The sequence below is a fragment of the Anabaena cylindrica UHCC 0172 genome (genome assembly GCF_034931625.1).
Classification (GTDB): Bacteria; Cyanobacteriota; Cyanobacteriia; order Cyanobacteriales; family Nostocaceae; genus Anabaena; species Anabaena cylindrica_A.
This window is the reverse complement of the sequence record NZ_JAYGGY010000093.1, coordinates 1-16344: the sequence shown is the minus strand read 5'-3', so window position 1 is coordinate 16344 and position 16344 is coordinate 1. Positions and strand designations below refer to the sequence as shown.

Sequence of the window (16344 nt, the reverse complement as noted above, 5' to 3'; positions counted from 1 at the left end):
GGTACGCTGAGGTTAGCGCAGAGGAACACAGAGTAATTTCTTCTTTGCGCCTCTGCGTGAGATTATTTAATGTATTCCGCAAAAAGGATCGCGTTCTTTATCAACTTCGTTGGGTTGTAATTCTAGTTCTGCACTATAAACACATCCTGCTTGTTGGAGACATTCTTGATTGTGTGATGTCCAATAAGGTACAACGCCTGCGTGCATTCTTAATATGCCTTGATTATCAAGTGTCACATGATATTGACAGGGGTAGTCTGTGGTGATATCTGGTTTGCTAAGTGAACCAATGCGTATCCATTTTTTGCTGTTGGTTTCACTATCTGTTTGATAAATATAGAAGGTGTGTTGTCCACTTTGAGGGAAGGGAGGTAAAGGATTACTAATTACGCCACTTCCTAGTTCATTTACACCATCTTGTACATAGTGAAATGTTTGCAGAGATTTACTTTCATTGCCATCAACTGCAAATACTAAATGATAGGCATCTGGTTGATCAACTGTTGCTGATTCTAAAACATTGATGGCAATGTCACCATCACTTAAATCTTTATAGGGATGTTCAATGGCGATATTCCATTTCAATTTACCATCAGTAAATAGGTCTGATGATTCAGCATCATCTGATATTGCTGACTTGATGTCAATACCATTAACATCTATTAAATAATGGGGACTTCCTTGACAGAGTAAAACACTAAATTGCAGGGTTTGGTCTATTTCAAATTGGACTTTAATTTTTTTGAGAAAATCTGGTTCTACCATTCCCAATTTCTCCATTAAAGTCTTACCATCAAAGCTACCCCACAGGCGTAAATCTCCATCTTCATAGTCTTGTCGATAGATGATATTTGTTAATTGTATACCTTGCCAATGGGTACGAACTTTGGCGATACTTTCCCAAGCTGAAAGTTGATAAAGTTCTTGTCCAGCATTGAATATGGGTAATAGTTCGTTACTTTGGGTTTTGCGTCTGAAGTTGCAAGGTAGATAATAAAATAGGTTTTTAACATCTATTTCCAGCTGGTTTGCACCTTTTCTTAGCAGACTTTTAGATTCTTCAGGATCAAATCTTAATCGGCGCAGTTTTTCAGCATAACAAGCACCAGCAGAGGTGGCAAGTTTGGTAAATTCTAAAACGAAAGTAATTCTTTCTGGATTCCAGACAAAATAAGGAGATTTACTAAATTCTTGATAAATTTGTTGTTGTACTAAGTCGAGATTGCAAGTTTTACCAGAGAGAATTAACCAATCTACTTTTTGATTAGTTTGAGTATTTAAGCGACTTTCCATCAGTCCTTTAGCAATACCAATGGCTTCCTTAATTGCCGAAATTGCAGCGCGGTCAAACTGCTGACTGTCTAGGGTGAGAGAAATCGCATCAGGAATGATGATTTGGAATTTAACTGCACTTTGGGCTAGTAATTCACTAATTTGTTGTTCGGAAAGAGTGAAGGTTAATAAAGAATCATCTCCTGGTGATTTTTGCCCCAATTTCAATTTAGCTGTTTCTGCATGATCCCAAAGAGTATAAAATGTTTGGAGGCGTTGGGGTGCTTGTTGCCAACGAGTAGGTAATACTTTTTCTGCTGTATCTAAAGCATCTTTGAAAGCAACATCACCTTCGGGGTTTGCTTTATCTAGACATTTCAATAAACTGCCACTTTTAAATTTACCATCTTCTAGAAAACGTTCATTTAATTCTGAGTTAATTAAATCTTCTAATTTATCACTTTCAATGTCACCTATGGTTATAGCTGTCAGTAGAAAATCAGCAATTGCTACTTTTAATAACCGGAATATTCTGAGTGTAATTAACTCACCGCCTAGTTGTAAATGACCAGAAGAACCTAATAACTTAGGAGTAAGTTTATAGTAACGTCCACCTAAACCTCTATCTTCATTATCAGCAAAGAATGGTGTTTTATCTTCTAATGTCAGTTCAATTAAAGCTAAGTCGGTGGTTCCGCCACCAATATCTAAAACTAAAACATTTTGTGACCATTTATTTCTGTCTTGGCGACAACGAGTTTTAAAAGATTCAATTCCTAAATTGAGATTTCCGCCAAATTCTCGCCATAAAAAGAATATAGCTACAGATACCGCTTCATCATAAGCAGTTTGGACATCATCAATTCCTAGTTCATGAACTAATGCTTTAACTTCTTTCCGCACTACTGGGGGTGCTACTGTGGGATAGGTGACAACTGCTGTTAATAAATCTCCTTCAGAAAATCTCCTTTTAGCCCGTTGACGATAATCTTCAGTTAAGTCAATTAAATGCGCCCAAGCTGCTTGAATTAATTGGTTAACTTGGATATTTTGTTCTTCACCATTTAAGATAACTGGGAAAGTTCGATTTTGACCAAAGTAGCGTTTAGGTGAGTGGTGAAATCTACTGATAATGTCTTTAACGGAACTAATTGTACCTTGGGCTATGGCTTTTTTTCTATTGTCTCTTGCTTCCCTACCCATTTGCAATTTTAAGGGTTCTATTTGCGATATTTCCATTTCGCTGGGAATTTCTGTATCTCTTCTGTCTATATCTAAGACTACAGGAATCAAATTTTGTGATTCTAATGTTGGGACGCGGAAAACTTCATGATATATCTGATAAAGTTTTTTGCTAACAGCACGGCGGAATCTATCACTATTTCCTAAACATAATTCAATTTGGCGAATGGCTTCTAAAAAGAGTTCCTTATTATCACCTTCAAAAATTTCGCTTAATTGTTCTGGTTCAATTTCCAAGTTTTTACTAATATTAGAAATAAATTTTTCCCATTCACTCGCACCGATATCAGGTAAAGCAGAAGCAGCGGGAGAATTTAACCACTCTGTTAAACGTTGGCGTAATCTTAATTCTTGTTCTCTGGGTAAAATTTCTGCAATTGGTACTTCAATAGGGTCAAACAGTGTAACTGTGGAGTTAGAAGTACCAAAGTCTAAAGCGAACCAGCCGGGAAATCTTTTTTGTGATTTCTCATTGAGTTTTTCACTTAATTGTTGACTCAATTTATTTAAATATGTGTCTAATTCAAGAGGGTTCATGGGTTTATCTGTTACTGTTGTTTCAAAATCTGGAGAAAACCAAAGGTTACAGGAAGCACTTATATTTTTGCGTATGGATAATATAGGGTTTCCTGTAGTATCAGAATCAAAATATTCAACAATAACCTGTAAGGTACAGTTTACTGTTTGGGTTAGAGGTTTCTCTAACACATAAGAATATTGACCTAGTTGACATAAGTTAGAGATTTTTTGTGGTGTGGCAGAATCAAAGTGTTTGTAGGTTTTTTGGATTTGTTCTGCTAATTCTGTGGGACTTCCTCTAACGGTACAGGTAATGCTAGAAATATGAGGAATATTGCTGTTGGTAGCGATAATTTGAATGGCAGGTAAATCCAATTTTTGATTTTCTTTGATTCGTAGTTGAAAACGAGGTGGAAGGCTAATTTCCACAGGCATAATTAATTAGTGATTGGTAATTGGTAATTGGTGATTGGTAATTGGTAATTGGTGATTGGTAATTGGTAATTGGTAATTGGTAATTGGTGATTGGTAATTGGTGATTGGTGATTGGTACTCCTTTGCTGCCGAAAAATACGGGTTAAATGAACCGCGTTCACGAAGTGTACCGTAGGTATAGGACGCGAAGGGAAGAAGGAAGAAGGAGAAGAAGAAGGAGAAGAAGATAGGTAATTGGTAATTAATCCCATGCCATAAAGTTTTACAGATATTCATAGGCTACATTTTCATTAATTGTGGCAATATCAGCGAGAATCTGTAACCAGGTGGGAATTGCTAATTCTGGGGGTGAGTCTCCGGCGGCTATATATCTGAGGAGTTCTTCTTTTTTAGATAGGTTTTGTAAACTAGGAATAATTTGGTCTAAGATGCCTTCTAATTCTGAATTAACTTGTTGATTCACTTCGCTGACATACTGTACAAGATGAAGACTGGCACTAGCGGTAATTTCATCTCGCAGACGCAGGACAAAAAGTTGATGATTAGCAGAACGAGATGGGTTTTGGTTTTTCTCTGGGGACCAATCAAATATTTGCCCAATGTTGTGTTTTTCATCCTGTCGCGCTAGGGGAAAGATAGTTTCTGGAGATATGGCTTTATCTTGATTGCTGATTTCTACGATAATAGCTTCTTTCCATTGATTGGGATCACATCCTAAGAGGAGTTTGTAAAATAAATCGGCTGCTTCTAATCCAAATTTTTCTTCAATTATTTGTTCCATTTCTGGGTTGATAATTGATTGTAATTTTTCTCTTTCTAGGACTAATTGATGAGCTAATTTATTCAACAGGTCTACTACTGCTTGACGGATTCTTTCGCGGGCAAAGTTTTCTAGTTCTTTAACTGTTTTTTCAAATTCTGGATAAAAGTCATCACTCTTGGTAGGTAAGGAATTATTAACTCTATTTCCTCTGTCAAATAATTTTCCGGCTGCACCTTTTGATTCTGCTAAGGCAATTGTGCCATGATGAGCTTTATTAAATAATAAAGTCCATTGACTCCAATTCAAGATTCTAAAAGTTAGTTCGTCTTTGATGACATCGCTAACAACAATTCCTCGCCGATCTTTGAGTGGTTCTTTTCCTAAATCTTTGTGAAAGCTTCTGTAGGTTTTATCTAAGCTTTCAATTCCTAAACGCAATTCAACTAAAGCTGGACTATCTTCTGTGGGTATGCCTTGTTCGTGAATTTCGGCGATGATATCTTTGAGTTGTTCTTGTTGTTGGCGGACAAGATCAGCAGCCCTGCGAGTATCTTCATATAATTGCTTTAAACCATGAGTAGTAACATGATTTTGAATCAATTCTCGCAGTTTACTAATACCTCCATCTTGGGCGAAATAACTTAACTGTCTACCTAGTGGATTACGAGGTTCTGTTGTTAATAACCGTTCGCTTAATTTACCCCATTTTTGTTGTAGTCGTTTAGAACGATCTAAGTAGTCTGGATAATCTAAATTAGCGAGAAATTCGTCTGAACCTGCTTTAACTGTGGTTGAACGTTTTGCTAATTCAGCTAAACCTAATAGTGGTGATAATAAAATGATGCGGTCTTTTTGGGTGGTAAATGCATCTGCACCATCAATAATGGTTTGTAAAACTTTCAGTTTTTGGAATACTATATCTGTGTGTAAAGGTTGTGAATTGGGGTGATCTTCGATTAAAAAATCGAGTATTCTTTCGCCACCTTCACTGTCTAAAGGTAATTGGTCAAAGCGACCGACACCGACGAGAATTAAGTCTTTTAAATCTTGTCCTGGTCGTTGCTGCTGCATCATGGTAAAAATTTTGTTGGCGCGATCGCTCCCCGGTGATTTACCATTGAGCAATACTAGGATTGTCTGCACCTGTGCCAGTTCTCGCAGAGATAAAAAGGTGTCCCTAGCACCGGAGTTAGCTGCACCCAAACCGGGAAAATCTAATAGTACAAACTCTTCAGCCCCACTGACATCCCAAATTTCCCGTGATATTTTTACTTCAATATCAACACGCCGAATTAAGGGAAAGCTATTTTGTAATAATTGCGTTTGTAACCGTTGGGGCGCACTGGGTAAGCGAACGTGTGCTGATGGTATATCCTCAAATTTGAGAGTTTGGATAGCCATTGGCATTTCTGTGAGTTGTAACCCTTCATGGGCTGTAACTGCATCAATGTGATAATGGCTACCACATAATGCCTCACCATAGGCTTGATAAGCCCGCAAAAATAATACTAATTCCCTCAACAGATAGCGTAATTCTAAATTAGTTGAACTCTTCCAAGCTTCTTCGCACCAACCAGAAATATCTTTCCCTGTCTTGATTTTAGAAACTTGTAACGGTGGGAGTCCGGCTGCTGTAGCGCGTCGATTTGCCTCGCTTAACATGAAGTGTAGGCATTCATTCACCCCTTCATTAGATAAATATTCTACAGTATATTCACTAACTTGAGTTGTGTTAAAACCATCTTGGGGTTTAATATGAATAGCGGTGACGTTTCCAGTTGTCGGGTTTTCGCTGACTGGTAAAGCGTCTGCATAACCGATTAAACTACCCAGCAGCAAACTTTTACCGCTACTGAATTCACCCATTATGCCGATTTTTACGGGTGAAGCAGCCAGTTCTACAGTCTTCTGTGCAGCCTCTCGCAGACCCATGAGACAATCATCGAGGCTAGTAGGAATCCAATCTTCTTGTTGGGAAGGACGTTGGGGTACAGAGTCGATTTTACGAAGGATAAATTCACCGTACTCTTTAAACCTGGCCAGTTTATCTGGTTCCATAGAGTCGTTTCTGCCTGAGTTCATTTTCTGTGTGGGTTATAGCACAAAAAAGGTAAAACTCCACTTTTGATGCAACGAGTAACAGGTGACAGTTGACAGTTGACAGAGAGAGACAGCAGGGGTAGGAGGTAAGTTGCTAGTTAGGGAAACTGTCTGAATCAGGATGTCCAGGATTTCAGGATTTACAGGATGAAAACAGGGATTTTATATAGGGCTTGCTGTTCGCGTAGCGTGCCGTTAGACATAAAAGTCTTTCCGTTAGGGCTAGGAGTCATTAGACCCACATTTCGACATCACTTTTTTTATTCTCAATAATTGCCAAAAAATTATCAATAAGTAAGGTATTGTGGAACTGAAAACGCTTATCCCGTAAGCAATCGACACCAGTCAACGAAATCATGCAGTTTTGAAGGTTCAGGCGAGTGGTGTCGAAAAACTTTTACCACTTCTGTTAGTGTAACTTATCTGACCTGGATTTTCAACCTTACTTATAATTTCTTAAAAATTTCCTTCCTCTATCTATCAATTTTCCATTGATAAAATCCCAGTTTTCATCCTGTTCATCCTTTAATCCTGGACATCCTGATTCTGACAGTCCCCTACTTAACCACTAAACCACCTAAAATTAAAGCGATCGCACTTTCTGTGTGTTTTTCTATCATTTCTGGACTCAGACGATCTATCTCTGGTGTTAAATGTTTCCAGTTTTCCTGGACAGTAAAATAGAAAATACAGACGCTAATAATGTGCGTCAAGGTTAAAAATGGATCTACAGGACGGAAACACTCTTCCTTGATTCCCTGTTCTAAAACTTGCAGTAGTGGTGTGTACAAACTCCCAGGGTTAACTTGCTTAAAATACAAACCTTGATTTTGACTCGCTTCTTGAAACCACAGCATTTGCCGATGGGGATAAGCGGCTTCGTAAGCGATCGCACTGCGGATAATTTGTTCTAGTGCTGCTTCTGGATGTAAATGGTCAAGGTTTATTTGACCGACCATTGACTCTAACTCATTAATCGGACGCTGTAAAACAGCCTTATACAAACCTTCTTTATTCTCAAAGTAATAATGAATCATTGCTGTTGTAATTTTCGCACGATGTGCGATCGCACTCAACCGCGCCCCCTTTAACCCATCCCTAGCAAACTCTATCTCCGCTGCATCCAGAATTTGCTGTTGTGTCACCTCCGCATCCCGCACCGATTTAGCACCTCCCTGATTCCTCACCAACTTAACCACACTATTACAATCCGTACTTTGCTTGTACATAGTAACAATAGTTGTGTAGGGTGCGTCAGACTCGATAATTCAGCAATAATCAACAGATTTTCGACATCTGACGCACCTTATAGCAGATTAATATGAAGCTGCATAGAATAATTTAACGCGGATGTACGCAGATAAACGCGGATAAAGACAGATCAATCAATGGATTTCAGAATTATGTGCAACCTCACATAAAATTGGTATTAAATACATAACAACATAAATCATGGTTGACAGCAATCTTACGCATACATTAAACTAATTAAAAAATTAGTTAATTAAATAAGAGGCTTTTATGACCATGTTACAAGGCGCACCTTGGTTATTAGCTCATCGCTCCATGCTGAAACCAAATCAGCCATTTAAAATCTCTCTTTATGGAAAAGATTACGTACTTTGGCAAGATAAAGCAAGTAAAATTAATTGCTTACCTAACGCCTGTCCCCATTTAGGTGCAATGCTTTCCGAAGGTTGGTGCGTAACAAAAGCAGATGGTAGTAGCACAGTAGTTTGTCCGTTTCATGCTTTAGAATTTGACAGCAATGGTTGTACAGTTTTACCAAATAGTAATAAACAAACAAAATCCTTACTTCAACCATTAGAGTTAATTATTCAAGGTGATTTTATTTGGACTTATGGTGGATATGAACCAAAAATTTCTATCCCCACAATTTTAAAAGACTTTGCTGAAGAATATGAATTTATTGGGCATACAAAAAACTTCAGCGTCAAAACTGATTTATTGACAATGCTGCTAAATATGCACGACTACGATCATCAAAATGGTACACATCGACCATTATTTGAAATCGACAAAGTAGAATTTAAAGAATTTATTGACAATGAATATCACTCCCATGCTTACTTTGATTTAATTAGAAAACAGACTAAATTTAATGACTTAATCAAAAATCCCGCATTGATAGCTATTCCTAACATAATTAATGCCCATTTAGAAAATTTCTTTCCTTGTTTTCTAGTCGTACATGGCGAAAGTCCTGTGGCTAGTGTTAAACAAATTCATTTTTTCATTCCCGAATCAGAAACACAGACACGCACCTATGTTTTAGTTTATAGTCAGGCTAAACATCCCATTGCTAATTTAATTAAAAATAACTTTGTCCGATTAGCAGAAGTAATAGTTGAGCAAGATGTTGATATTTTGGGTAAACTATATCCAAATATTCCTCAACATATAAAATTAGATAACGAAATCGGTATGGATTGGGTAAAAAGGAATTTTGAAAATTTCTCCATGATTGAAGATGTCTGAATTGTTCTCTCGCAGAGAGTAAGATTTGTTTTTCAATAATGCTTTTTTACCTGGGCTTAATCTCTTGTTTATCAAAAATTAACTTTTTAGCTGTTCACTTGTATTAATATCACTCTTTGCTGCAACATTGGAAACCCCCAACTGACCTTGAATGTACAGGAATTGGGGGATTCTTTATGCTAAAATTTAGCTGCAATATATAGAGGAATGCTACCATACACCCCCAGAAGCCAAGCTGTATCTCCTATTCCCGTGTTATCCACCTGAGTCATTTGATTGACACAGGTATACCGCAATGGCCTGGTGATCCGGTTGTGACATTTACTACTGTTGCAGAATTGCAAGATGATGGCTATTATTTACGGCGTTTTTCCTTAGGGGAACATAGTGCTACTCATATCAATGCCCCTAGTAGTTTTCACGGAAATGGTATTGGCGTTGACCAATATTCTGCCCAGTCGTTAGTAGCACCTGCGGTGGTGATAGATATTTGTAAACAAGCCACAATTAATCCTGACTATCTCCTAACTATTGCAGATATCCTGACTTGGGAAGCAGAATTTGGAACTATTGGTGCGGATAATATCGTGCTACTGTATACAGGCTGGCAAGCTAAATGGCTGAATAAAAACGCATTTTTGAATCAAGATGCCTCAGGAAATATGCACTTTCCAGGGTTTGGGAGTGATGCAACGGAGTTTTTAATCACTGAAAGGCAAATTGCTGGTGTGGGAATTGATACACACGGCGTAGATTCAGGGCAGGATACTAATTTTACTATTAATCGTCTGGTCTTAGCAAAATCACGGATTGTTTTAGAAAATCTCACGAATTTAGATCAACTGCCACCCCAAGGTACTACTTTGATAATTGGTATTCTCAGACTGCGGGGTGGTTCCGGTTCACCCGCTGCGGTAATGGCGTTATTTTGAAAAGCATCTTTGTAAACAAAAGCGATCGCATTATTCAATTTACCTGCGGTGATTACACCAGATATGTTCATCCAAATTATACTACCAACTGGTGAAATCTGGACTTATGTCATACTGAGCGTAACGTAGTGCAGCGAAGTATCTCGGAGATTCTTCACTTCGTTCAGAATGACACTTTTAACCCGTTTTTAGTATATATAAAAAACAAGATCCTCGACTTCCTAAAGAAATCGAGGATCTAATGAACGCAGGGAATATTAGGGAATATTATTAACCGAGAGAAACAGTTAAACTTCCTGGTTTAGCTAAATCACCAGTTAACACTACACCGCGATTATTAGCGTGTAAATGACGGAGAATTTTGTAAATTGCTTCAACTTCATCACCAACGCCGGCTTTATCAGCGACTTCAGTAATAGAAAGTGCTTTCTTCTCTTTTGCCAAAACTTCCAAAACTCGTTTTTGTAAATCGAGAATGACAGCGGCGGCTTTTTTACCAGCTTCTACACCTGGTTGGTGATAAGCATTGATATTTACTAAACTGGCATATAAACCTACAGCCCGTTCATACAATGCAATTAACGCGCCAACTGTGCGAGCATTAACTTGAGGAATGCTGACTGTAATGGAATCGCGGTGATTCTCATACAGTGCTTGACGTGTTCCTAATAAGAAACCAGAGAGATAATCACCAGATGTTACACCAGGATCAACTTCTGTGGATTTTCCTTGACGATCTTCTAAAACTTCAATAAAGGTTGCAAAGAAATTGGGTACACCTTCACGCAATTGCTGTACATAGGCGTGTTGGTCGGTTGAACCTTTGTTACCATAAACGGCGATACCTTGGTGTACAGTTTTGCCATCTAAGTCTTTTTCTTTACCCAAGGATTCCATTACCAGTTGTTGCAAATAGCGGCTAAATAGCAACAAGCTGTCTTTGTAAGGGAGGACAACCATATCTTTTTCACCTTTGCCATTTCCTGAGAAATACCAAGCGATCGCTAATAAAGCGGCTGGGTTATTCTTGAGATCGGCGACGCGGGTGGCATCATCCATTTCTTTTGCCCCATCTAGCATGGCACGGACATCAATGCCCTGTAATGCGGCAGGTACTAGCCCTACAGCGGACATTTCTGAGGTACGTCCACCCACCCAATCATACATGGTGAATCGAGCTAACCAATTTTCTGATTTTGCGACTTTATCTAGGTTGCTATCTATGCCGGTAACAGCGATCGCATATTTAGAAAAATCTAAATTTTGGGCAGTATAGGCTTTTTTCACCTCTATCATGCCGTTGCGGGGTTCAGGAGTTCCCCCAGATTTGGAAATTACCAATACCAGAGTGCTGGAAAGGTGATCTTTTAGTTGGGTGAGTGTGCGATCGATTCCGGCAGGATCGGAATTGTCGATAAAGTGAATATTTAGTGGGGGAGAATCAGGGGAAAGGGCTTCAGCGACAAATTGGGGACCCAAGGCTGAACCACCAATACCGATGGAAATAATATCTGTGAAACTGCGTTCGTTGGGGGGATGAATCGCGCCAGTGTGTATCTGGTCTGCAAAAGCTTCGATTTGTTCTAAGGTTTGGACTATTTCTTGTGTCAGTTCTGGTGTCGGTGCTAAATCTGGATTCCGCAACCAGTAATGTCCTACCATGCGGTTTTCATCTGGATTTGCGATCGCACCTTTTTCCAGTTCTACCATATCAGCAAAAGCTTTATCAAACTTCGGCTGCAACGATTTCACAAAGGCATCATCGAACCGCATCCGGCTAATATCTAGATACAGTCCTAATCCCTCGTGGTAATATAACCAATCTTGGTATCGTTGCCAAAGTGCCTTAGCATCCATAAGAGGGAAATCTCAACTATATTGTTGTCAAACTCCAGTTTAATGTATGGTTCTGGCGATCCCTGCTTTGTCTTATACAGTTTACAGTCGGCAAGGGAAAGACTGAGTTTTTCAGCATCACGGGAATTTTACCGTCATTATTTATGTCTGACTTATAATTTTTATTATTGGTCTCAGTGTCTAAAGTGATTGTTCAATCATGCAAACGCTATTGGATTTGATATGACTCAGTTTTCTCAAACTCCTGAAATGCCCAAAGATGAAGTAAATGCTTTAAAACAAGAAATAACCACCTTACAGCAACGAGTCGCTCAATTAGAACAGGAATTAGCACATTTACGAAAGTCTGAGTCAAATCAAAACCCAGCCAGCGAAAATCAACTTATTGAAACAGAACTCCCAGACACAACCAATCTACTAGAATTAATTCTCAACAGCATGAGCGATGGAGTTATCGTCACCGATACAAACGGAAAATTTCTCATCTTTAACTCAGCGGCTGCACAAATGTATGGTAGCGGTGCTACAGATACCCAACCAGAGGAATGGTCACAGCATTATGGACTCTTTCTTCCAGATCAGATTACCCCATTTCCAACAGCAGAAATTCCCCTAGTACGCAGCTTAAAAGGCGAAATTTTTGACAATGTTGAAGTGTTTAGCCGACATCAGCAAGCACCGGAGGGAATCTGGACAAATATTAGTGGCAGACCCATCAAAGATGACAATGGTGAAATTAAAGGGGGTGTCATTGTTTGCCGGAACGTCACAGAACGCAAACAGGTAGAAGAACAGTTGCGTCAACGAGAAGACTTTTTGCAAAGCATTTATACACAAACAAAAGTGGGTATTTTTGTCGTAGATGTTACAGAAACAGGTGAATTTCGCCTCTTTAGTTTCAATCCATTAATCGAACAAATTACCGGCTTAACCACTGAACAAATCCAGGGAAAAACTCTAGCTGAAGCATTTGGAGAATTCAGCAATATCGATTTTGAACAGAACTATCGACAGTGTATCAAAGCAAAAACTTCCATCTCCTACGAAGAATCTGTCCACTTTGGACAAGAAATACAATGGTTTTTGACAACACTATCTCCTTTGAAAAATGCCCAAGGTGAAATTTATCGGATTATTGGCACTAGCCTGGAAATAACAGCCCGTAAACACGCAGAGAAAGAATTACTAGAAACAAAAAATCTCTATCAACAAATCCTCGATTCTATGCCAGATTTTGTGCTTTGTAAAGGTGCAGAATCACACATTGTCTATGCTAACAAAGCCTTTCGTGATTACTACGGCATGACCTTAGAACAACTCCAGGTAATTATAGATGCTCCATTTAATAATCCCGATTATACACAGCAATATATTCAAGATGATGCTTATGTTTTCAATACAGGCGAAACCCTCATTATAGAAGAGAAAATTACTCGCTATGATGGAGTAGTTCATACTTTTAGCACCATTAAAAACGCAATTTTTGATACCGAAGGATCTGTAACTCAAACTGTAGGCATCTCGCGGGATATCACTGAACGCAAACAAGCAGATGCAGCATTAAAACAGAAGACAAATCAACTAGAGCAAGCTTTAATAGAACTGCAACAATCCCAACTGCAAATGATTCAGAGCGAAAAAATGTCTAGTTTGGGGCAAATGGTAGCAGGTGTAGCTCACGAAATTAACAATCCCGTTAACTTTATTCACGGTAATCTAAGTCATCTTGAGGAATATACCCAAGATTTATTACGTCTGCTAAATCTATATCAACAAAACTATCCCGAACCATCACTAGAAATTCAGACAGAAATCGAAGCAATTGATCTAGAATTTTTGACTGAAGATATTACAAAAGTTCTGCAATCTATGCTAATAGGTACTAAACGGATTCGGGAAATTGTTCTTTCTCTACGCAACTTCTCACGCTTAGATGAATCCGAAGTTAAGAATGTAAATCTGCATGAAGGAATTGATAGTAGCATTACTATTCTACACAACCGCATGAAAGCAACAGCCGAACGTCCAAAAATTCAATTGATTAAAAATTATGGCAATTTACCTTTGGTAGAATGCTATGCTGGGCAATTGAATCAGGTGTTTATGAATATCATTAGTAATGCTATTGATGCTATAGAACAAAAAAATAGTAATTGCCATAATCAACAAGTTGCAAACGAACCCAGTTGCATTACAATTTCTACAAAAATGACTAGTCAAAATCGAATCAAAATTATCATTGCCGATAATGGAATGGGAATACCCGAATCGGTTAGACACCGTGTATTTGATCCTTTTTACACAACTAAATCTGTGGGTAAAGGAACTGGATTAGGACTTTCAATTAGCTATAAAATCATCACAGAAAAACACAAGGGCTTGCTAGAATGCTTTTCTGCTGAAGGAAAGGGGACTCAGTTTATAATTCAAATTCCAACTAAAATCAGATAAATTTTCAAACATACTTAGGGCTAGGAATCAGGAGTCAGGAGTCAGGAGGCAGGAGTCAGGAGTCAGGAGTCAGGAGTCAGGAGGAAGAAGGAAGAAGAAGATAGTCTTGAATCTAGTCAAGTGATAGGTTTTTGGTTTATATGCTCCGTGAACAGCAAGCCCTACTTAAGTTACTCAGGACATTAAAATAATTCGTAATTCGTATAATTTTGGATAGCTGGTTAATGTTTAATTAATAAAATGATAAAAATTTCGCTATAAAAGGGTTTTACTCCTGAACTCCTGAACTCCTGAACTCCTGAACTCCTGAACTCCTGACTCCTGAATTCTTCCCTACACATCTGGCATAGGGATGACACGCAAAAATTTGACTATTTCACCCCTAATTTCTATGCCTATAAGATAACTATCTATAGTGAAGCGATAAAAAACTCCATTATCATCAAGCTTTCTCAATTCTGGGAGTCCATGCAATTGCCATTTTTGAGTAGCACACTCAACAAAGACAAAATCATACACCCGTACATAGGCTACAGGTTCTAAACTTTTGAGGTCTACTAAAAAAGACCTAGCATAGCGCACTTCCAGATTCACTTGCTCACCAAATTTTTGTTTGCTAACTTTTATCAAACAGAATACAGGAGTCAGGAGTCAGAATACCCTTTCAGGGAAGCAAGCTACAAAAGAAATTTTATGTAACCGGCAGATTGTATTGACTCTTTCATCAAATTTGACTTAGAGGAACATCAATAGTCGTATGGCCTCTTCATGGGTTAGTATGTCCCACGGATGCTGTGATGGCTTAACCTGTTCTATAGATTTAAGCATATAACAATCAAAATGCAAGGCTTGGAGAAATTCCCAAGCATTTTGCAGATCTTCATCTGCTAATTGCTCAATGAGATGATGCGTTCTAATTCGTAGTAAGTTCATAATGTTAATTGCTCAAATACACCCTAACGAAAAACAGCAATATTTCCAGTTAATCTTGACAATACCCAAGGTACACTACAATCTATTCCACCTGCATCAAGGAATGGGAGGTGGGGCAAAATAACGACCAACAACCAATGACCAATGACTAAATTATGATTGAATATCTGATTTTTCTGGCTATTTCTACGGCTACCTTTGCACTGTTCGCACTAGGACTGAATTTGCAGTGGGGCTTTACGGGGTTAATTAACTTTGGTCATATCGCTTTTATGACCTTGGGAGCATACACCACCGTTTTGCTAAGTTTAAAGGGTGTCCCTCTACTATTTTCAGCTATAGTGGGGGCGATTGTTGCCGCTTTGTTGGGTTTGGTAATTGGTTTTGCAACTTTGCGGTTACGGGCTGATTATTTGTCTATTGTCACTATTGGCACGGGGGAGTTGATTCGTTTGGTGGTAAATAACCAGGAGTTACCGGTAGGTGATGCCTGGGTATCTGGGGCTTTTGGTGTGCAGACTTATACTATACCATTGGATGCAACACCAAATTTATTTTTGCGATTACTGATGATTGGTGTGCTGACTTTTTTGGCAATTGTGACTTTCTTTTCGTTGTGGCGTTGGGTAAAATCTGCCAGAATATCGCGGACTGGTAATGTGGCTAAAAATAATAGCAGTAAACAAGAATTTGCTTCGCGTTTGGGAGTGGGTACGATATTAGGAGTGTTGACATTAGCGATTTACATTTCTGGTGTAATTGGACTATATGACTACAACCCCAAAGCGGGTTTGATGTTGTTAGCGTTGTCGGTATTGGCGTTTGTATTTTGGCGGTTAGAGTTTTTAGTGCGATCGCCTTGGGGTAGAATTCTCAAAGCTATCCGTGAAGATGAGGAGATTCCCAAAGCACTTGGTAAAAACGTTTTTTGGTATAAACTCCAATCTTTAATGCTCGGTGGTGCGATCGCAGGTGTAGCCGGTGCTTTCTTCGCTTGGCAACTTAGCGCCATTTATCCTGATAACTTCCAACCCCAACTCACCTTTGATGCTTGGATTATGGTGATTTTAGGCGGTTCTGGAAATAATATCGGCACAATCTTAGGTGCAGTGATTTATTTTGCTTATGATGCCCTGACGCGGGAATTTTTACCCAAAATCGTCCCTTTAGATGTAGAACGTATTGGCGCTTTTCGGGTTATGTTCATTGGTCTAATTCTGATGGTACTAATGATTTGGCGGCCTCAAGGTATCTTAGGAAAAAAGGAAGAACTGACTCTTGGTAAATAATTGGTAATTGGTAATTGGTAATTGGTAATTGGTAATTGGTAATTGGTAATTG

The 16344-nt window shown here is 38.7% G+C and carries 11 protein-coding genes; 4 read left to right on the top strand and 7 right to left on the bottom strand.

The features are described from left to right. Window positions 1-66: 66 nt before the first annotated feature. The 4 genes from VB713_RS20560 to VB713_RS20545 all read right to left on the bottom strand — a co-directional run bounded on the left by VB713_RS20560 (window position 67) and on the right by VB713_RS20545 (window position 7560). The gene (locus VB713_RS20560; RefSeq protein WP_323313364.1) at window positions 67-3468 is read right to left on the bottom strand and encodes a molecular chaperone; all 3402 of its coding nucleotides are present in this window, start codon (window positions 3466-3468) and stop codon (window positions 67-69) included. Window positions 3469-3474: 6 nt separating this feature from the next. Continuing rightward, the gene (locus tag VB713_RS20555; protein WP_323313363.1) at window positions 3475-3744 is read right to left on the bottom strand and encodes a hypothetical protein; all 270 of its coding nucleotides are present in this window, start codon (window positions 3742-3744) and stop codon (window positions 3475-3477) included. Then, complete coding sequence (locus VB713_RS20550) at window positions 3731-6289, bottom strand: dynamin family protein (RefSeq protein WP_323313362.1); 2559 nt, start codon at window positions 6287-6289, stop codon at window positions 3731-3733. Before VB713_RS20550 ends, VB713_RS20555 begins: the two co-directional genes overlap by 14 nt. 599 nt (window positions 6290-6888) lie before the next feature. Continuing rightward, window positions 6889-7560, bottom strand: coding sequence for a TetR/AcrR family transcriptional regulator (locus VB713_RS20545; protein ID WP_323313361.1), 672 nt, complete (start codon window positions 7558-7560; stop codon window positions 6889-6891). A 292-nt stretch (window positions 7561-7852) separates the two neighbouring features. Between VB713_RS20545 and VB713_RS20540 the strand changes: the two genes are divergently transcribed. Next, the gene (locus tag VB713_RS20540; protein WP_323313360.1) at window positions 7853-8830 is read left to right on the top strand and encodes a Rieske 2Fe-2S domain-containing protein; all 978 of its coding nucleotides are present in this window, start codon (window positions 7853-7855) and stop codon (window positions 8828-8830) included. Between the two features lie 215 nt (window positions 8831-9045). After that, on the top strand, window positions 9046-9762 hold the full coding sequence (locus VB713_RS20535) for a cyclase family protein (RefSeq protein WP_323313407.1): 717 nt from the start codon (window positions 9046-9048) through the stop codon (window positions 9760-9762). Window positions 9763-10032: 270 nt separating this feature from the next. Here VB713_RS20535 and VB713_RS20530 read toward each other — a convergent pair whose 3' ends face one another. Further along, window positions 10033-11619, bottom strand: coding sequence for a glucose-6-phosphate isomerase (locus VB713_RS20530; protein ID WP_323313359.1), 1587 nt, complete (start codon window positions 11617-11619; stop codon window positions 10033-10035). A 222-nt stretch (window positions 11620-11841) separates the two neighbouring features. Here VB713_RS20530 and VB713_RS20525 point away from each other — a divergent pair, with 222 nt between their 5' ends. Further along, on the top strand, window positions 11842-14070 hold the full coding sequence (locus VB713_RS20525) for a PAS domain-containing protein (RefSeq protein WP_323313358.1): 2229 nt from the start codon (window positions 11842-11844) through the stop codon (window positions 14068-14070). A gap of 333 nt (window positions 14071-14403) precedes the next feature. On the opposite strand, the gene VB713_RS20520 is transcribed toward VB713_RS20525, so the two are convergent. Together VB713_RS20520 and VB713_RS20515 are read right to left on the bottom strand one after the other, a co-directional pair. Then, a complete protein-coding gene (locus VB713_RS20520; RefSeq protein ID WP_323313357.1) occupies window positions 14404-14664 on the bottom strand; it encodes a cytotoxic translational repressor of toxin-antitoxin stability system in 261 nt (86 codons plus the stop codon). 141 nt (window positions 14665-14805) lie between these two features. Next, a complete protein-coding gene (locus VB713_RS20515) occupies window positions 14806-15003 on the bottom strand; it encodes a hypothetical protein (RefSeq protein ID WP_323313356.1) in 198 nt (65 codons plus the stop codon). Window positions 15004-15158: 155 nt separating this feature from the next. Between VB713_RS20515 and VB713_RS20510 the strand changes: the two genes are divergently transcribed. Next, window positions 15159-16292, top strand: a complete 1134-nt coding sequence (locus VB713_RS20510; protein WP_323313355.1) for a branched-chain amino acid ABC transporter permease — start codon at window positions 15159-15161, stop codon at window positions 16290-16292. The last annotated feature ends 52 nt before the right edge of the window (window positions 16293-16344 follow it).